The 18,036-nt window shown below is 71.7% G+C and carries 17 protein-coding genes; 11 read left to right on the forward strand and 6 right to left on the reverse strand.

What is annotated here, in order from left to right; translation table 11 throughout:
• Positions 1–2: 2 nt before the first annotated feature.
• Positions 3–686: a TetR/AcrR family transcriptional regulator gene (locus ABFX81_RS41865; protein WP_086849537.1), complete on the forward strand. Its 684-nt coding sequence runs from the start codon at positions 3–5 to the stop codon at positions 684–686.
• Between the two features lie 79 nt (positions 687–765).
• On the opposite strand, the gene glgX is transcribed toward ABFX81_RS41865, so the two are convergent.
• A complete protein-coding gene (gene glgX, locus ABFX81_RS41870; protein WP_346139689.1) occupies positions 766–3,042 on the reverse strand; it encodes a glycogen debranching protein GlgX in 2,277 nt (758 codons plus the stop codon).
• Between the two features lie 188 nt (positions 3,043–3,230).
• Here glgX and ABFX81_RS41875 point away from each other — a divergent pair, with 188 nt between their 5' ends.
• The 6 genes from ABFX81_RS41875 (at position 3,231) to ABFX81_RS41900 (ending at position 9,508) form a co-directional block, all read left to right on the forward strand.
• Positions 3,231–4,475: an Ig-like domain-containing protein gene (locus ABFX81_RS41875; protein WP_086852998.1), complete on the forward strand. Its 1,245-nt coding sequence runs from the start codon at positions 3,231–3,233 to the stop codon at positions 4,473–4,475.
• 156 nt (positions 4,476–4,631) lie between these two features.
• A complete protein-coding gene (locus tag ABFX81_RS41880; protein ID WP_346139690.1) occupies positions 4,632–5,864 on the forward strand; it encodes a L,D-transpeptidase in 1,233 nt (410 codons plus the stop codon).
• Positions 5,865–5,945: 81 nt separating this feature from the next.
• A complete protein-coding gene (locus ABFX81_RS41885) occupies positions 5,946–6,713 on the forward strand; it encodes an enoyl-CoA hydratase-related protein (protein ID WP_086852996.1) in 768 nt (255 codons plus the stop codon).
• 168 nt (positions 6,714–6,881) lie between these two features.
• Positions 6,882–7,490, forward strand: coding sequence for an ATP-binding protein (locus ABFX81_RS41890; protein WP_346139691.1), 609 nt, complete (start codon positions 6,882–6,884; stop codon positions 7,488–7,490).
• A gap of 110 nt (positions 7,491–7,600) precedes the next feature.
• Positions 7,601–8,779: a YVTN family beta-propeller repeat protein gene (locus tag ABFX81_RS41895; protein WP_086852992.1), complete on the forward strand. Its 1,179-nt coding sequence runs from the start codon at positions 7,601–7,603 to the stop codon at positions 8,777–8,779.
• Between the two features lie 93 nt (positions 8,780–8,872).
• A complete protein-coding gene (locus tag ABFX81_RS41900) occupies positions 8,873–9,508 on the forward strand; it encodes an ADP-ribosyltransferase (RefSeq protein ID WP_086852990.1) in 636 nt (211 codons plus the stop codon).
• Here ABFX81_RS41900 and ABFX81_RS41905 read toward each other — a convergent pair.
• Complete coding sequence (locus ABFX81_RS41905; protein WP_086852988.1) at positions 9,462–10,133, reverse strand: GNAT family N-acetyltransferase; 672 nt, start codon at positions 10,131–10,133, stop codon at positions 9,462–9,464. The genes ABFX81_RS41900 and ABFX81_RS41905 overlap by 47 nt on opposite strands.
• Before the next feature lie 47 nt (positions 10,134–10,180).
• Between ABFX81_RS41905 and ABFX81_RS41910 the strand changes: the two genes are divergently transcribed.
• The 3 genes from ABFX81_RS41910 (at position 10,181) to ABFX81_RS41925 (ending at position 12,371) form a co-directional block, all read left to right on the forward strand.
• A complete protein-coding gene (locus tag ABFX81_RS41910; RefSeq protein WP_086852985.1) occupies positions 10,181–11,095 on the forward strand; it encodes a MerR family transcriptional regulator in 915 nt (304 codons plus the stop codon).
• 48 nt (positions 11,096–11,143) lie between these two features.
• Positions 11,144–11,356, forward strand: coding sequence for an EF-hand domain-containing protein (locus tag ABFX81_RS41915; RefSeq protein WP_059422708.1), 213 nt, complete (start codon positions 11,144–11,146; stop codon positions 11,354–11,356).
• Between the two features lie 352 nt (positions 11,357–11,708).
• Entirely contained in the window at positions 11,709–12,371 is a 663-nt protein-coding gene (locus ABFX81_RS41925; protein ID WP_346139692.1) for an NADPH-dependent F420 reductase, read from the forward strand.
• Between the two features lie 12 nt (positions 12,372–12,383).
• On the opposite strand, the gene ABFX81_RS41930 is transcribed toward ABFX81_RS41925, so the two are convergent.
• The 3 genes from ABFX81_RS41930 to ABFX81_RS41940 form a co-directional block, all read right to left on the reverse strand.
• Entirely contained in the window at positions 12,384–12,941 is a 558-nt protein-coding gene (locus tag ABFX81_RS41930) for a glycoside hydrolase family 25 protein (RefSeq protein WP_346139693.1), read from the reverse strand.
• Between the two features lie 84 nt (positions 12,942–13,025).
• Complete coding sequence (locus ABFX81_RS41935) at positions 13,026–14,285, reverse strand: McrC family protein (protein WP_346139694.1); 1,260 nt, start codon at positions 14,283–14,285, stop codon at positions 13,026–13,028.
• Positions 14,282–16,474, reverse strand: coding sequence for an AAA family ATPase (locus tag ABFX81_RS41940; protein WP_086849008.1), 2,193 nt, complete (start codon positions 16,472–16,474; stop codon positions 14,282–14,284). Before ABFX81_RS41940 ends, ABFX81_RS41935 begins: the two co-directional genes overlap by 4 nt.
• A gap of 109 nt (positions 16,475–16,583) precedes the next feature.
• Between ABFX81_RS41940 and ABFX81_RS41945 the strand changes: the two genes are divergently transcribed.
• Complete coding sequence (locus ABFX81_RS41945) at positions 16,584–17,801, forward strand: ATP-grasp domain-containing protein (RefSeq protein WP_346139695.1); 1,218 nt, start codon at positions 16,584–16,586, stop codon at positions 17,799–17,801.
• A 118-nt stretch (positions 17,802–17,919) separates the two neighbouring features.
• Here the strand turns inward: ABFX81_RS41945 and ABFX81_RS41950 are convergent.
• Positions 17,920–18,036: L-serine ammonia-lyase, iron-sulfur-dependent, subunit alpha (locus ABFX81_RS41950; RefSeq protein WP_346139133.1), on the reverse strand; the 117-nt coding region annotated here is incomplete at its 5' end.

An 18,036-nucleotide genomic window follows, 5' to 3' on the forward strand; every position in this document is an offset into this window, starting at 1 on the left:
ACATGGCCTCTGAACCTGCCCGCCCCCTCGGGCGCAGAGAGCGCAGCAAGCAGCGGGTTCGGGACCGCATCTACACCTCTGCCCTGACCCTCTTCGCGGAGCAGGGTTACGACCGCACCACGATCGACCAGATCGCCGAGCACGCCGACGTGGCCCGGGGCACCTTCTTCAACTACTTCCAGCGCAAGGAAGACCTGGTCACCGCCTGGGCCGAGGCCCGGAAGCGGCGGCTGGAGCTGTGCATGGAAGAGTCGATGAAGTCCCGGAACGACGATGTGACGGTGCACCTGGAGAGGTGCATGGCGGCACTGGCGGAGTTCAACGAGTCCGAGCGGGAGATCACCGCCGCCATGCTCCAGGCCTGGGTGAAGGCCGGCCAGCCACTCCTCGAAGAGCCCTACGCGGGCCAGGTCTTCGCGAACATCATCGAAGCCGGGCGCCAGCGCGGGGAGGTCGCCTTCGACATCGATCCGATGCGGGTCGGCAACATCCTCCGTGATTCGTACCTGGGCCTGCTCTACCGCTGGTCGCAGAACCCGGGCGGGCGCGTACCGCTCCACATCGAACTGCGCGAGGTCCTCAGGATCGTCCTCACGGGCGTCCTGTCGTACTCCCAGCACGGGCGCGGCACTCCCGCGTCGCCGGCTCCCGCCGCGACCCCGCTCGCACCCGCGTCGCAGGCGTAGAACCCGGCCAGGGTTCGGACCGGCCCGCCGGCCGTCAGGTCGGCGGGCCGCTGTCGCCGGGGTCCGGCGAAACGATGCCTCACCCCGCGACCCGCAGCAGCAGCACCGCCCGCGCCGGCATCGTGATCTCCGTCCCCGCCCCGTGCTCCACCCCCGGCGCCTCCCCCTGCTCCTCCAGGCTCGTGTCGACGACGACCTCGTACCGCTCCGCCCAGGGCGGCCCCGGCAGCACGAAGCTCACCGGCCCCTCGCCCGCGTGCAGGACGGCCAGGAAGCTGTCGTCGAGGATCTGGTCGCCGCGCTCGTCCCGGCCCGGGATGTCCCGGCCGGAGAGGTACATGCCCAGGGTGGCGGCGGGCGCGTACCAGTCCTGCTCCGTCATCTCCGTGCCCCTGGACGTGAACCAGGCCAGGTCGCGCAGGCCGTCCGCGGTCTGGGCCCGGCCCGAGAAGAACGCCCGGCGCCGGAGCACCGGGTGCCGGTGGCGCAGCTCGATCAGCCGCGAGGTCAGCTCGGACAGCGCCTTCCAGCCCGGGTCCTGGAGCAGGCCCCAGTCCACCCAGCCGATCTCGTTGTCCTGGCAGTACGCGTTGTTGTTGCCGCCCTGCGTACGGCCCAGTTCGTCGCCCGCGAGCAGCATCGGCACACCCGTGGACAGCAGCAGCGTGGTCAGCAGGTTCCTGAGCTGCCGCCGCCTGAGCGCGGTGACGCCCTCGTCGTCCGTCTCGCCCTCGGCGCCGCAGTTCCAGGACCGGTTGTCGTCCGTGCCGTCGCGGTTGCCCTCGCCGTTGGCCTCGTTGTGCTTGCGCCCGTAACTCACCAGGTCGCGCAGGGTGAAACCGTCGTGCGCGGTGATGAAGTTGACGGACGCGTACGGCCTGCGCCCGCCCCAGGCGTACAGGTCGCTGGAGCCGGACAGGCGGTAGCCCATCTCCCGGACGTCGGGGAGCGCGTGCCGCCAGAAGTCCCGTACGGCGTTGCGGTACCGGTCGTTCCACTCCGTCCACAGCGGCGGGAACGCCCCCACCTGGTAGCCGCCCGACCCCACGTCCCACGGCTCGGCGATCAGCTTCACCCGGCGCAGCACCGGGTCCTGGGCGATCACCGCCAGGAAGGGGGAGAGCATGTCGACGTCGTGCATGGAGCGGGCCAGCGCCGCCGCCAGGTCGAAGCGGAAGCCGTCCACGCCCATCTCCGTCACCCAGTACCGCAGGGAGTCCGTGATGAGCCGCAGCACATGCGGCTGGACCACGTGGAGGGTGTTGCCGCAGCCGGTGTAGTCGGCGTAGCGGCGGGGGTCGTCCTGGAGGCGGTAGTAGCCGCGGTTGTCGATGCCCTTCAGCGACAGCGTCGGCCCCAGCTCGCCCGCCTCCGCCGTGTGGTTGTAGACCACGTCGAGGATGACCTCGATCCCGGCGGCGTGCAGGGCGCGCACCATGCGCTTGAACTCGCCGACCTGCTGGCCCGTCGTCCCGGAGGCCGCGTAGGCCGCGTGCGGGGCGAAGTAGCCGATCGAGTTGTAGCCCCAGTAGTTCCGCAGGCCTCTGCGCAGCAGATGGTCCTCGTGCGCGAACTGGTGCACCGGCAGCAGCTCCACCGCCGTCACGCCCAGCTTCACCAGGTGCTCGATCGCCGCCGGGTGCGCGAGGCCGGCGTAGGTGCCGCGCAGCTCCTCGGGGATGCCCGGGTGCAGCTTGGTGAAGCCCTTGACGTGCAGCTCGTAGATGACCGAGTCCGCCCACGGCGTCTTCGGGCGGCGGTCGTACGTCCATTCGTCGTCGGTTCCGCCATCGTGGACGACCACGCCCTTGGGGACGTACGGCGCCGAGTCGCGGTCGTCGCGCACGGTGTCGGCGACGTGCTGCTGCGGCCAGTCGCGGACGTGCCCGTACACCTCCGGGGGCAGGATGCCGTAGTCGTTTCCCGGACCCGCGTCGACCGCCCGCGCGTACGGGTCGAGGAGCAGCTTCGCCGGGTTCCAGCGGGCGCCGGTCCACGGGTCCCAGCGGCCGTGCACCCGGTAGCCGTAGCGTTGCCCGGGCAGCACGCCCGGGACGAAGCCGTGCCAGATCTCGTGGGTCAGCTCGGCGAGCCGGACCCGCGACTGGTTGCCCGCCTCGTCGAAGAGGCACAGCTCGACCCCTTCGGCCCCGCCCGCCCACAGGGCGAAGTTGGTCCCGGCCACGCCGTCCGGGCCGACCCGGAACCGGGCGCCGAGCGGCGTCGGCGCGCCCGGCCGGGCGGCCACCGTGGGCGGCGGCGCGGCCCGCCGTGCGCCGTTCACGGCGTCGGCCTGGCGCCCGTTCCCGGTGGCCTGATGGCCGGCCACCGCCTCCTGCTCGGCTGCGCTGGACACCTGTCAGCCTCCCGCGGCTCGTGGAACGACGGGGGACAGAGGGGTGCGGTCCTGTGCTCCGGCCCGGGTCGCGGCTCCCCTGCGCGTCGTCCTCCCCACTGTTCTGCCCAGAGGGTGGGTCGCACTCACGTTTCCCCGGGGGCGGGCATGGTCGTTTCCCGGGGCCGCGGCCGGTCGTTGGGCACCTCGTGAGGCACGTACAAGGGCGCGCGCGGCGCGCGAGGGCCGCGCTGGCCGCCGTAGTGACATGGGCAGGGCTCCTGACCGGGGCCACCGGCTGTACCTCGGACGACGCGGGCGGGATCGCCGGGGCGTTCGGCGCGCCCCCGGCGCCCGACGACGTCATCCGGGTCTCGCCCGACGACGGCAGCAGGGGTGTGCGCCCCGGGAGGAAGCTGCGGGTGCACGTGCCCGACGGCAGGCTGGAGTCGGTGAAGGTCGTCCGGTCGCAGGACGCGCAGGAGTCCCCGGTGCCCGGGCACCTCTCCGACGGCGGACTGACCTGGGAACCCGACGACGAGCGGCTCGCGCTGGCCGCCAGGTACACGATCGACGCGGTGGCCGTGGACGGCGACGGACGCCGCTCCGCCCGGCACACCACCTTCACCACGTACGTCCCGGAGGAACGCTTCATCGGCTACGTCAGCCCGGAGAACCGGGCCACGGTCGGCACCGGCATGATCGTCTCACTGGAGTTCAACCGGAAGATCGCCCACCGCGCCGCCGTCGAACGCGCGGTGAAGGTCACCGCCCGCCCGGCCGTCGAGATCCGCCCGCACTGGTTCGGCCGGACCCGCCTCGACTTCCGCCCCGAGCACTACTGGAAACCCGGCACCCAGGTCACCGTCGCCCTGAGCCTGCGGGACGTCGAGGGGGCGCCCGGGGTCTACGGCCTCCAGCACAAGACGTTCTCCTTCACCGTCGGCCGCAGCCAGGTCTCCGTGGTCGACGCCGCCCGGCACACCATGGAGGTGCGGCGCGACGGCGACGTGCTCGCCACCGTGCCGGTCACGGCCGGCGCCCCGAAGACCACCACGTACAACGGCAAGATGGTGGTGACCGAGATGCTCGACGTCACCCGGATGAACGGCGCCACGGTCGGCTTCAAGAAGCGCAACGGCAAGGGCGAGTACGACATCCCGGATGTCCCGCACGCCATGCGCCTGACCGACTCCGGCACCTTCCTGCACGGCAACTACTGGGCGCACCACTCCGTCTTCGGGCGTGCCAACGTCAGCCACGGCTGCGTCGGACTGCGCGATGTGAAGGGCGGCGGCTCGGACACCCCGGCCGGCTGGTTCTTCGACCGCAGCCTCATCGGCGATGTCGTCGAGGTCGTCCACAGCAATGACAAAAAGGTCGCTCCCGACAACGGGCTTGGAGGATGGAATATGGGCTGGAATGCATGGAAGGCGGGCAGTGCGGTGAAGTAGCAGGACAGGGGGGTGGGTTGGCCGGCGTTCCGTTGGGACCGAACAGTGACAATCGGGGGCCGCCGGTGCCGTCCGACCTGTGGTTACTATTCGCCGGTGCGCGGGGGACACGCGCAGGGGTGCGGGCCTGACCAGGCCCGGGGAGGGGAGAACAACTTGAACGGGCGACCGATATCGGGGGCGTCGGTTGGCGGCAGGCACGGACTGCTCGCGCTGATACTGGGCGTGCTGCTGCTCGCCGTCACGGCGTGCGGCGGCGGGGGGACCGGCTCCGGTTCCGGTGCGGGCGCCGGCAAGGGCAAGGGCGCGGACGCCGCGCAGAGCAAGCAGTCCGAGGCCGTCGTCGGCATCACCCCCGAGGACGGCGCCAAGTCCGTCGACACCAGCGGGGCGCTGAAGGTCACCGCCGCCAAGGGCAAGCTGACCGAGGTCGAGGTCAAGGACGCCAAGGGCAAGAAGGTCGACGGCGAGATATCCGGGGACGGCGCCACCTGGACGCCGTCCACCCACCTGGCCGCCGCCACCAAGTACACGGTCCACGCGGTCGCCAAGGACTCCGAGGGCCGCACGGCCGCGGAGGACGCGGGCTTCACGACCCTGACGCCGAAGAACACCTTCATCGGCACCTTCACCCCCGAGGACGGCTCCAAGGTCGGCGTGGGCATGCCGTTCTCCATCCGCTTCAGCCGGGGCATCACCAACCCCGACGACGTCGAGAAGGCCATCCGCATCAAGACGGAACCGGCCGTGGACGTCGAGGGCCACTGGTTCGGCAACGACCGTCTCGACTTCCGCCCCGAGAAGTACTGGAAGCCCGGCACCAAGGTGACCGTCGACCTCGGCCTCGACGGCGTCGAGGGCCGCCCGGGCGTGTACGGCGAGCAGGACAAGAAGGTCGAGTTCACCATCGGCCGCAACCAGGTCTCCGTCGTCGACGCCAAGAAGCTCACCATGAAGGTCATGCGCGACGGCAAGGTCTTCAAGACCATCCCGGTCACCACCGGCAAGCCCGGCATGGAGACCTGGAACGGCCAGATGGTCATCAGCGAGATGCTCACGGTGACCCGGATGAACGGCGACACGGTCGGCTACGGCGGCGAGTACGACATCAAGGACGTCCCGCACGCCGTGCGTCTCACCACCTCCGGCACCTTCCTGCACGGCAACTACTGGGCGGGCGGCGCCTTCGGCAACTACAACGCCAGCCACGGCTGCATCGGCCTGCGCGACGTGCGCGGCGGCTGGGACAAGAAGGTGCCGGCCGCGTGGTTCTTCAACCACTCGATGGTCGGCGACGTGGTGATCGTCAAGAACTCCGAGGACCGCATCGTCGACCCGGACAACGGGCTCAACGGCTGGAACATGTCGTGGGAGAAGTGGAAGAAGTAACTCTTCGCTGCTGACAAGAGGGCCCCGGTGTGACGGACCGCACCGGGGCCTTCGTCGTTAGTGGACGTTAACCTGCTGCCCATGACCGTCTCTCTCGAAGTCGCTGAAGGCGTCGGCACGCTCCGTCTCGACCGCCCGCCCATGAACGCGCTGGACATCGCCACACAGGACCGGCTGAAGGATCTCGCCGAGGAGGCCGGGCGCCGCGAGGACGTGCGGGCCGTGGTGATCTACGGCGGCGAGAAGGTGTTCGCGGCCGGCGCGGACATCAAGGAGATGCAGGCGATGGACCACACCGCGATGGTCCTGCGCGCCCGCGCCCTCCAGGACTCGTTCACGGCGGTGGCCCGGATCCCCAAGCCGGTCGTCGCGGCCGTGACCGGCTACGCGCTCGGCGGCGGCTGCGAACTCGCGCTGTGCGCGGACTTCCGCATCGCCGGCGAGAACGCCAAGCTCGGCCAGCCGGAGATCCTGCTCGGCCTGATCCCCGGCGCGGGCGGCACCCAGCGCCTGACCCGCCTGGTCGGCCCCTCCAAGGCCAAGGACCTGATCTTCACCGGCCGGATGGTGAAGGCCGACGAGGCGAAGGAGATCGGGCTGGTGGACCGGGTCGTGCCCGCCGACGAGGTGTACGCGCAGGCGCACGCCTGGGCGGCGAAGCTGGCACAGGGCCCGGCCCTCGCCCTGCGCGCCGCCAAGGAGTCGATCGACACGGGCCTGGAGACGGACCTCGACACGGGCCTGGCGATCGAGCGGAACTGGTTCGCGGGCCTGTTCGCCACCGAGGACCGCGAGCGCGGCATGCGCAGCTTCGTGGAGGAGGGGCCGGGCAAGGCCAAGTTCCTCTGAAGTACCCCTCCCAGGGCTTGCCATTGACGCGGTGTCTGATCCGGGTCCCTCGATGGGGCGGTTTGCGGCAGCTTGAGGCACCTTTGAGCGTGTCCGGTCGAGGGTGGCCGCCGGTTGCCCCGAATCGGGCCGTCATCGCAGGTCGGACGGGCCGCGGGCGATTCCGAAGTGCCGCTGGCACATGCCGTCGGCTCGCCGGTCCGCCTCCCGTCCCCGGGGGCGTATTCCCCGGGAACGGCCCCCAAGGGCGCTCCGGGCGGCCATGATGGGGGCATGGCGGGGCTGGAGGGTATGGAACAGCCGCGGGGACACGCACATGCGGCCGCGGCGCGCTGGTCGCCGACCGTCGAGGACGAACACGCGCTGAAGGCGCTGGAGTTGTACGGCAACCCGACGGAGGCGGAGGTGCCGCTGCCGTCCCGCCCCGAGTCCGCGGCCACCGCCAGACGGCTGACCCAGGTCGTCGTCCTGCGCCACTGGGGTCTCACCCCCAAGACCACCGAGGACGCGGTCTTACTCGTCTCCGAGCTGGTGGGCAACGCCGTACGCCATACCGGCGCCCGTGTCTTCGGGCTGCGCCTGCACCGGCGCCGCGGCTGGATCCGCGTCGAGGTCCGTGATCCGTCCCGGGGGCTGCCCTGTCTGATGCCGGTCCAGCCGATGGACATCAGCGGCCGGGGCCTGTTCCTCGTCGACAAGCTGGCCGACCGCTGGGGGGTCGATCTGCTGCCCCGCGGGAAGACCACGTGGTTCGAGATGCGGGTCACCGACCGCTGAGTCCGCCTCCGGCGACCGTGCCCGACGAGGGGCGTGACCTGCGACAGCTCGCCTGGCCGCCGATCGGGCGAATCACCGGTTTCCCCGCGAAGCGGACCTTAAATGGTGCAATGCACCGCCACCTTGTCAAGAGCGCCCTCGCCGTGGGCGCCGCCCTCGCCTGCCTCGCCGCCTGCGGCACGCAGGGCGGGGAACGCACCTCCGAGGCACGCGGCACCAAGGCCGCCGTGCCCGCGCCGCGCGAGAAGAAGCCCGTTCAGGGGCTGCCCGGGATGCCGCCCGTCCTGGACCCCGAGGACGTGTACGCGGCCGACCGCCCGAACAAACTGTCACCCGTGGTCAAGGACTTCCCGTCCCGGGTCTACGTCCCCAACACCGAGTCCGACACCGTCTCCGTCATCGACCCGAAGACGTACGAGATCATCGAGACGATCCCCGTCGGCCGGCAGCCCCAGCACGTCGTCCCCTCCTGGGACCTGAAGACGCTCTGGGTCAACAACAACCGCGGCCACACCCTCACCCCCATCGACCCGAAGACCGGCAAGGCGGGCAAGGAGGTCGAGGTCCACGACCCGTACAACCTCTACTTCACGCCGCACGGCAAGTACGCCGTCGTCATGGCGTCCCTCGACCGCGAACTGGTCTTCCGCGACCCGCACACCATGGAGCCCAAGAAGACGGTCCCGGTCTCCTGCTACGGCGTCAACCACGCCGACTTCTCCCTCGACGGCCGCTACTTCATCGTCTCCTGCGAGTTCAGCGGCGAACTGCTCAAGGTCGACACCGAGAAGATGAAGGTCGTCGGACAGCAGCGGCTGCCGTTCGAGGGCGCCATGCCGCAGGACGTGAAGGTCTCGCCCGACGGCAAGAAGTTCTACATCGCCGACATGATGGCCCACGGCATGTGGGTCCTGGACGGAGACAAGTTCACCGAGCCCACCCTGATGCCCACCGGCAAGGGCTGCCACGGCCTGTACGTCAGCCGCGACTCCCGCGAGATGTACGTGTCCAACCGCGGCGAGGGCACGATCTCCGTCTTCGACTTCACACAGGGCAAGCTGACCAAGAAGTGGCAGCTGCCCGACGGCGGCAGCCCCGACATGGGCGGTGTCTCCGCCGACGGCAAGGTGCTGTGGCTGTCCGGCCGTTACGACGCCGAGGTGTACGCCATCGACACCCGCACCGGCACCCAGCTCGCCCGCATCCCCGTCGGCAGCGGCCCGCACGGCCTCGCCGTCTACCCGCAGCCCGGCCGCTACTCGCTCGGCCACACGGGCATCTTCCGGTGAGCGCCATTCGCCGTCCACCGAGGGGCAGTTGACACGCCCCTGATCGGGTGACGGTCCCCGGCCCGGCACCGCGGACCCGCGATCGTTCTCCTCGTGATCACCACCAGCCTGCGGCGGCGCACCGCTGCCGCCGCCCTCTCCCTCGCGGCCGTCCTCACCACCACGGCCGCCACGCCCGGCCAGGCCCCCACGGCCTCCGCGGCTTCCGTGACGGCGGCAGCCAAGCCCGCCGCCCCCGGACCGGCCGCCTGCCCCGTCCAGTTCGACGACAAGGTCAAGGCCGCCGCCGACCGCCGGGTCCAGGTCGACCGCATCACCCCCGACCCGTCCTGGCGGACCAGCTGCGGCACCCTCTACCGCGCCGACGGCCGAGGCCCGTCCGTGGTCTTCGAGGAGGGCTTCCGCCCCCGGGACGTCGTCAACGGCCAGTACGACCTGGAGAAGTACGTCCTGGTCAACCAGCCGTCCCCGTATGTGTCCACCACGTACGACCACGACCTGTTCAAGAAGTGGAAGTCCGCCTTCAACTACTACGTCGACGCCCCCGGCGGAGTCGACGTCAACAAGACCATCGGCGACACCCACAAGTGGGCCGACCAGCAGGAGGTCGCCTTCCCCGGCGGCATCGCCCGCGAGTACGTCATCGGCGTCTGCCCGGTCGACAAGCAGACCAGGACCGAGATCATGAGCGAGTGCGAGAGCAACCCGCACTACGAGCCCTGGCACTGAGCAGCACCTCCGAGCCCACGGGCCGGTAGCCGGCCGCCTGGAACGCCCGCAGACTGCGGGCGTTCCCCGCCGACACCTGGGCCCACACCGGCGCGCCTCCGGCCAGCTGCCGTGCCGCCGCCGCCAGCCGCCGCCCCAGCCCCCGGTGCCGTGCCCCCTCGTCCACCTCGACCGCGACCTCCCACCGCCCGGCCACGCCACGGCCCAGCACGAGCACGCCGCCGTCCGCCGCCCACACCCGCACGTCGTCACGCCGCCGGCGTGCGGACGCCACCCGCGGATGGCCGGGATCGTCGATCTCCGTCAGCGCGAGCGGAGGCTCCCCGGGCAGCGCCGCACCGGTCAGCAGCACGTCGACCGTGTCGGACGCACGGCCCGTCCGGTCCATCAGCGCCGCCAGGAAGCGGACGTTCATCGTGGCCGCGAGCCGGTCGCAGTCGGTCCCGGCCAGCGTCCGGCGCACCCAGTCGGGATCCTCGTCCGTGAAGACGACCGAGTGAGCGGTGAAGGCGATGACCCCGGCGTCCCGGGCTGAGGGCTGGTTCACGATCGTCGTCCCGCCGTCCGCGGGCGGGAAGACGCCCCGCTCCGCCGCGTCGAGAATGTCCCGCAGAGTCTCCGCCACCGAACCTCCTTGAGTCTCCACCCACTGGAAGGCCCAGACTCCCAGACATGATCGACGACGGCACCGGACTGCTCACCATCGGCGAACTGGCCCGGGTCACCGGACTGACCGTGCGCACCATCCGGTACTGGTCCGACGAGGGCGCACTGCCCCCGGTGGCCCGGTCCGCGGGCGGTTACCGGCTGTACGACGCCGCGTCCGTGGCGCGTCTGGAGCTGATCCGGACCCTGCGCGAACTCGGCCTCGGGCTGGCGGACGTCCGCCGGGTGCTGGCCGGTGAGACGACGGTCGCGCAGGTCGCGGCCGCGCACGTGGTCGCGCTGGACGCGCGGATCCGGTCGCTCAAGGTGACCCGTGCGGTGCTGTCGACAGTGGCGAAACGTGGTTCCGGCGCGGAGGAGACGACACTCATGAACAGACTGGCCCGGCTGTCGGCAGCCGAGCGGCGGCGCATCATGGAGGAGTTCGTGGACGAGGTGTTCCACGGGCTGGACACGGCGGACCCGGTGATCCGTGAACGCATGCGGAACACCGCCGCCGACCTGCCCGAGGAACCGACACCCGAACAGGTGGACGCCTGGCTGGAGCTGGCCGAGATGCTCCAGGACCCGGACTTCAGGGCCGAGATGCGCAAGGCCGCCGAGTTCAACGCGGCGGACCACGGTCATGACACCCCCGCCGGGGCGTCCCTGTGGTTCTCCCGGCGGCTCGTACAACTGGGAGCCCGGGCCCGCGAGCGCGGCATCGCCCCCGGCTCCCCGGAGGCCGCTCAGGTGCTGCGCGAGCTGCTGGGCGAGGCCGACCCCGCCACCGTGCTGGAACGGCTGCGCTCGCACGCCACCAACCGGGTCGCCCGCTACCGCGAGTTGCTGGCCGTCGTGAAGGGAACCGGGCCCGAGGCGGCGTACCGCGAGGAGTTCGCGTGGGTGGTCGCCGCACTGGAGGCGCATACGGACAGCTAATCTGACCTGCGTCAGCAAGACGCGGAACACGAGAGTAGGGGCGGATCGGTGGCGGACATCGAGGAAGCACGCAAGCAGTTCGAACAGATCGACACGGATGGTGACGGCTTCATCACCGCTGCCGAGTTCAAGTCCGCCCTGGCCCGGTCCGGCGACTGGAACGTCACCGAGTCGGTCGCCGAGGTCGTCATCAAGACCCGCGACCTCGACGGCGACAAGAAGCTGAGCTTCGACGAGTTCTGGGGCTACCTGAACAAGTGACGCCGGCGCTCCGGCGCTGCGAGGAGCGGGGCCCGGTCCGTCCGCGGACGGACCGGGCCCCTCGTCATGCCCGCCGTACCGTGCGTACGCTCCACCGGCCGTCGTGCCGTTCCAGCGCCAGCGGCAGGTCGAAGCACTTGCCGAGCCGGTCGGCGGTCAGCACCCCGGCCACCGGGCCGCCCGCGAGCGGACGCCCCTCGCGCAGCAGCAGGGCGTGCGTGGTGTGGTCCGGCAGCTCCGAGGACCCGTTCGCGCCTCCACGGAAGCCGGAATAGCTCCTCTGCCCCGCGGGTTGACCCTGATCACAAGCTGGCCAGGAACTCCTGACCCCCTGGAAGGGCGAGGCGAGGACATGAAGATCGGCATCATCGGAGCGGGCAACATCGGCGGCAATCTGACCCGGCGGCTCACCGCCCTCGGTCACGACGTGTTCGTCGCCAACTCCCGGGGCCCGCACACGCTCACGGCCCTGGCGGAGGAGACCGGCGCGACGCCCGTGACGGTCGAGGAGGCACCGCGGGGCGCCGAGATCGTCGTCGTCACCATCCCGCTGAAGGCGGTCCCGGACCTGCCGTCCGGCCTGTTCGACGAGGCGGCGGACGGCGTCGCGGTGATCGACACCGGCAACTACTACCCCCGGCAGCGGGACGGCAGGATCGCCGCGATCGAGGACGAGGGCCTCACCGAGAGCCGCTGGACGGAACGCCGGATCGGCCACCCCGTGATCAAGGCCTTCAACGGCACGTACGCCCAGGACATCCTGGACCGCCCGCTCCCGGCCGGCGACCCCGGCCGCATCGCCCTCCCGGTGGCCGGCGACGACGAGGCGGCCAAGCGCAAGGTGCGGGACCTGATCGACGAACTCGGCTTCGACTCCGTCGACGCGGGCGGCATCGACGACTCCTGGCGCCAGCAGCCCGACACTCCCGTCTACGGCCTGCGCGGTGGCGTCGACGCGGTCACGAAGGCCCTGGCGGAGGCGTCACCGGAACGCAAGCCGGAGTTCAGCGGCTGAGCCCCTGGGCACTCAGGCGTCCTCGGCCCACCTCCGCAGCGCCGCCCTGCTCTCGAAGTCGGCCACGTTCTTGTCCAGCGGGTCGTCGGTGTACTGGTGGAAGCGCCACCTGGCCTTGATGCGGGGCTTGCCCGCGCTGACGTAGTCGGCGATCCACAGGGCGTCGCCCGCGTAGGACGTCGTGTCGTGGTTGAGCCAGAAGTTCCGGTTGCAGTAGAGCACCACCTGGTTGTTCGGCCGGAGGTCCTTCAGTTTCCGGATGAACAGGTCCTTCTCCGCGTTGCTCGCGTGCGTCCCGTCGCTGGTCGTCTCCCAGTCGACGGCGAGGATGTCGCCCGGCCGGTCCGGGGCCTTGGAGACGAAGTACTCGGCCTGGGCGGTGAGGTTGCCGGGCCACAGGAAGTGGTAGAAGCCGACGACCAGCCCGGCGTCGCGGCCCCGCTTCGTCTGGGCGGCGAGTCTGGGGTTGACGTAGGAACGCCCCTCGGTCGCCTTGATGAAGACGAAGGAGAGGCCGTCGGTGTCGTAGGAGGAGGACTGGTAGGCGCTCACGTCGATGCCGCGCAGCATGGGGGCTCCCTGAAGTGCTGGTGGGGGAGGGGAGTTGATGCATACCCACCATGGCACGGCCTGCTGTGGACCGACGTGGAAATGTCAACTTAAGTCGGACGCGGGGTGAAGGCCGGCCGCCGTGGCGGTGATCCGGTCGGCCAACTCGCCGACGGACGCCAGCAGTTCGGCGGGCGGGCGGGCGAGGTCCAGGGCGTGGGCCGTGACCGTGATGCCGGAGCGGCGGATGACGTGGTCGGCCGGGCCGTCCTGGGAGGTGGCGGCGTAGACGAGGTGGCCGTGCGGCAGGCCGAGCGCGGTGCAGTAGCCGAGCAGCTGGCCGAGGTGGTCGGTGGAGGGGGCGGGCCTGTCGAGGAAGACGTACTTCGCGTCGACGACGGAGACGGGGCGGCCCGCCCGGTACAGCACGATGTCCGGACGCAGACGCACCCTGCGGGCCTCGTCCAGGCGGTGGTGTCCCTCCTGGCCGGCGCACCGGATCCCCTGGCGGGCGAGGACGTCGCCGAGCGCCACGGTGAGGAACCGTTCGAAGACGTCCGGCATGTCGAGCAGGAAGCCGTCCGCCGCGGTGGGTGTCCCGCCGGACGGCTGGACGGAGCGGGCGGACAGCACCAGTTCGGCCAGCCGCAGGACCCGCGTGTAGCGGGAGTTGAGGCGGTTCGGCGTCCAGCGGGGCAGGGGCGCGCCGGGGTGGAGGGGGCGGACGCCCGTGAGGTGGCCGGCCAGGTGGCGCAGGGTCATGGCCGTGCGCCGGGGGACTCCGGGGAGCCGGGCGGCCAGGTGCAGGGCCGTGAGCAGGACGCGGTTCTCGGCGATGTCCGGGGTGTGGTCGTCGTAGCGCACGGCGACCGGCAGCGGCAGGCCGACGCGGCGCAGCTGGTCCGCCGTGCGGATCCGGCCGCGGATCAGGGGCAGGTCCTCCTCGACCGTGCGGTAGCCGTGCAGCACTCCCGCGTCGAGCGTGCGGCGGGCGGTGCGGGCGAGCAGGTCGGCGACGGCGGGCAGCAGGTCGTCCGACTCGGCGGCGGTGACCGGCTCGGGCCGCCAGGGGTCGCCGGGGGAGTAGGAGAGCAGGAACAGCAGGTCACGGACCGGGAGTTTGGGACGCAGGCGCAGCTGGACGGCCCCGCCGGACGGTGTGCGCAGCCGCACCAGGCCGACCTTCTGGTTGCCCCTCACCCGCCAGCGTCCGCCCGCCGCCGGGGTGAGCCGGACCAGGTCCGGCACGGAGAGCAGCCCGGCGAGCTGGTCGCCGGTCAGCTCCCGCACGGTGCCGGGGCCGGTCTCCCGCACGGTGAGGTCGAGGCCGGTCGGGCCGGGACCGGTGGGGCGGGGGGCGGTCACGCCTCCTCCGGGTCCTGCCCGAGCGCCGCCCGCAGGGCGGGCAGGCCGTACTCCTCCTCCACGTCGACACCGGTGCCGTAGAACTGGTCCTCCAGCAGGGGCAGGATCTGGGTGCGCCAGACGAGGTCGAGTCCCTCCGGCCGGGCCGCGGCGGGCTTCATCAGGTACGACGGCCCGATCGCCCGGTCGGCGTCGCCGAGCCGGGCGTTGAGCGCGTCCAGCAGCCGGGCCGCGGTGTCCGGCAGCCCGCGCTCACGCAGCCAGCGGTCCAGCAGGCCCTGGACCGGCGGCTTCTCGGGGGAGAGGCGGCGGAAGGCGAAGCGCCGGCGCATCGCCGCGTCGACGAGGGCGATCGAGCGGTCGGCGGTGTTCATCGTGCCGATGAGGAACAGGTTGTCCGGCAGGGTGAACGGGGCGTGCGGGCTGTACTGGGTGGTGACGGGCTCCTCGCGGTACTCCAGCAGGAAGTACAGCTCGCCGAAGACCTTCGCCAGATTGGCCCGGTTGATCTCGTCGACGATCAGCACGTACGGATTGGCCGGGTCCTTCGCGGCGCGCTCGGCGAGCAGCCGGAACGGCCCGGGCACGACGTCGAACACCACCGAGCCGCCCTCGCCCCGGACGGGACGGAACCCCTCGAAGAAGTCCTCGTAGGTGTACGAGGGGTGGAACTGCACCAGCTCCACCCGGTCGGGCCCGGCGAGATGCCGGGCGAGGGCGCGGGCGAGGTAGGTCTTCCCGGTGCCGGGCGGACCGTGGAAGACGAGCTGGCCCTGCTCCTGGAGCTGTTCGGCCGTCTCCCGCAGCCACTGAAGCGGCATCAGCAGCCGCGCGGCCAGCTCCTCGGTGACCGGCGGCAGTTCCAGCGCCTTGGTGACGTCGACGTCGACGAGCTCCTCGGCGACCACGTCCTCCAGCCCCGCCCGCTCGGCGAGTTCGGCAGCGACGCTGCTGATGTCGTAGACCGTCGGCGGCAGCGGCAGCCGGGCCTGCACGCGCTCGGGCAGCTCCGCGCGGACGAGCGGCCGCTCGGCGGTGGCCCAGCGCACCGGCCGGCGCCGGGCGTTGTCCGGACCGTCCGAGGCGTCGTACGCGGCCGGGCCCTGGACGGTGCCGACGTGCACCTCGTCCGGAGTGACGGTGACGACCAGGTCGCCCGGCTGCATGAGGGTGAGGAAGGCGTGCAGCTGGTACGCGGCCTGCCCGCGCAACTGGGCACTGGCCTCCTGCATCGCCTCGGCGACGGCCCGCTGCACGTCCTGCTTGGCGGCGCCGGCGGGGATCTCCGGGATCTCCCGCCAGGACATCGAGCAGTAGCCGCGCCGCAGCCAGTCGGGGATGAAGTTGCGCCCGTCCACGTTGTATCCGCGCACCAGCCAGCCGCGCTGCTCGTGCTCGACGGCGCCCCTGCGCCACCTGCCCACCCACGGCTCGTCGTAGAAGTCGACTGCTTGCCCGGTCTGTTCCTCCAGCGTCCGGCACAGTTCCAGCAGGTCGCGGTCGTCGTCGCCGGTGGGCTCGGGGAGTTCGTCCGCGAAGGCCTTGACGATCTCCTGCTTGTGGTAGGCGCTGGCGATCGGCTGGTAGAAGTCGGGGAAGAGCAGGAACAGCAGGACGTGGATCTGCGCCCGCCCCTTCTTGTGCCCGACCGACTCCTGGATGCCCAGGCACAAGGCCTTGAACCCCAGGGGATCCGTCAGCACCGCCTCCCGCTCCGCACCGGTCGTCCCGGCGAGCCGCTCCACCAGCAGGACCAGGATCTGGAACTGCGCCCAGCGGTAGTTCAGGAAGCCCTGGCCGCCGTTGATGAAGCCCTTCAGGCCAGGTTCCAGATCCTCCGGAACGGCCACCGGGCGACCGGTCCAGGACAGCACCTCGCCGAGGATCTGGCGCTTCTTGGCCAGCCCGATCTGCTCGGGCACCAGCGGTGCCATGTTCACGAACAGCAGCTCGGCCGCCAGCACGACCGTCGCCTCGGGCGCGCCGTCGAGCTGCCGCCGCAGCTTGACCAGGAAGGTGTCCGAGGACTCGTCCGGCCGGTCCACGAACCGCGCGCGCAGATCGGCGGCCGTGGCCTCGCTCCAGGCCGGCACCTCCCGCGCGAACGCGGACTTCCCGCTCAGCAGCCCGTCGCGGAAAACCCGCCGCACCGCCGCCACGACCTCGACGCTGTCCGCCCGCCTCGTCACTGCGCCCCACCCCCTGGTGCTCGAAGGGCCCAGACTAGGCGGACAGCGGCACGAAGGCCTCCAACGGGGGCGCAACCCACGACGGCGAACGAGAACGGTGTCCGACCAGATGACGACAGCACACACCCCCGCGGTGACCCCGACGGCAGCGGACGACGGCGGCGAGGCCGGGAGCGGCACCGTGCTCTACCTCGGCCTGCGGCGCTCCCCCCTGGAATGGCGCGCCGAACTCGAGGCCGCCGCCGCACGGGGACTGACCGTCCACGTCGCGTCCGACGCCGACGTCTCCCACACCGGGCTGCCCGGCCACCGGACCGGCTCCTTCGACCGCGGCTCCTCGCTCGCGGAGCAGGCCGCTCAGGCCTCCCCGGACCGGGCCCCCGCCGCTGTCGTCTGCTGGGGCGACAAGTACGTCGGCCTCACCGCGCTGCTCGCCGAGCGGTTCGGGGTGCGCGGGATCGGTACCGACGCCGCGGCCGTCACCACCGACAAGGCCGCCCAGCGCCGGTCCATGGAGCCGTACGGGCTCAACCCGCCCTGGCGGGCGGGCCGGACGCTCGACGACCTGCGGGCCGCCGTGTCGGAGCTCGGCACCACGGGCCGTCCCCTGGTGTTCAAGCCCGCCCACTGCTCCGGCGGCCGCGGCATGGCGCTGATCACCCAGGACACCGGCCTGGACGAGGTGTTCGCGCTCACGGCCGCCAACTACTCGGGGACCGGCGACTTCCTCGTCGAGGAGTACGTCGACGGCTCCGAGCACTCCGTCTCGGGTGTCGTCTCCGACGGCACGGTGCGGATCCTGGGCGTCACCGACAAGAGCGTCGACGGGCCCCTGTCCCCGTCGTGGGCCACGACTGTCCCCTCCGCCCTGACGGACACGCAGGTCAAGGACCTGATGCGGGCCGCCGAGCAGGCCGTGCTCGCCGTCGGTCTCGGGACCGGGGGGTTCCACGTCGACCTGCGGCTCGGCTCCGCGGGCCCCGTCGTCCTGGAGGTCGGCGGACGGCTCGGCGGCGACCTGATCAACTCCCACCTCATCCCGTACGCGCACCAGGGGGCCGTCCGGCCGTACGAGGCGCTGCTCGCCCTGCTCACCGGCGGAGAGCTGCCCGGCGAGACCCCCGAGCCCAGCCGCGGCGCGGCCATGGTGCTGCTGCCCGAGGACGGGCGCCCGGCGGGCGACGTGGCCGTGGCCGCGCTCGCGCGCCCGCGGGTCGTCCTCGCCGAGGACTGGCCCGGCACGGACACCGTCGTGGCGGTCGTCGTCACCGAGGACCCGGCCGACCTGCCCGCGGCCGTCGCGGAGGTCCGCGAGGCGGCCCGGTGACCGCAGGTCCCCCGGCCTGCGCCCCGCCTTCGACGAGCTGACGCGCCTCACCGGCAGGGGCGGCGACAGCGGCTTCCGCCACGACCGCGGTGGCTGCCGCCCGCCGCGCGGGCCTCGCTCAGCACTCGATGATGTTGACGGCGAGTCCGCCCCGTGCGGTTTCCTTGTACTTGACCGACATGTCGGCGCCGGTGTCCTTCATGGTCTTGATGACCTTGTCCAGGGACACCTTGTG

The organism is Streptomyces coeruleofuscus, from assembly GCF_039532725.1.
Lineage (GTDB): Bacteria > Actinomycetota > Actinomycetes > Streptomycetales > Streptomycetaceae > Streptomyces > Streptomyces coeruleofuscus.

What these genes read in the sequence shown, in the direction of transcription:
- ABFX81_RS41865 (WP_086849537.1), top strand. Translation starts at nt 3, where the DNA reads ATGGCCTCTGAACCTGCCCGCCCCCTCGGGCGCAGAGAGCGCAGCAAG.
- ABFX81_RS41885 (WP_086852996.1), top strand. Translation starts at nt 5,946, where the DNA reads ATGACCGTCTCTCTCGAAGTCGCTGAAGGCGTCGGCACGCTCCGTCTC.
- ABFX81_RS41895 (WP_086852992.1), top strand. Translation starts at nt 7,601, where the DNA reads ATGCACCGCCACCTTGTCAAGAGCGCCCTCGCCGTGGGCGCCGCCCTC.
- ABFX81_RS41910 (WP_086852985.1), top strand. Translation starts at nt 10,181, where the DNA reads ATGATCGACGACGGCACCGGACTGCTCACCATCGGCGAACTGGCCCGG.
- ABFX81_RS41925 (WP_346139692.1), top strand. Translation starts at nt 11,709, where the DNA reads ATGAAGATCGGCATCATCGGAGCGGGCAACATCGGCGGCAATCTGACC.
- ABFX81_RS41930 (WP_346139693.1), bottom strand. Translation starts at nt 12,941, where the DNA reads ATGCTGCGCGGCATCGACGTGAGCGCCTACCAGTCCTCCTCCTACGAC.
- ABFX81_RS41945 (WP_346139695.1), top strand. Translation starts at nt 16,584, where the DNA reads ATGACGACAGCACACACCCCCGCGGTGACCCCGACGGCAGCGGACGAC.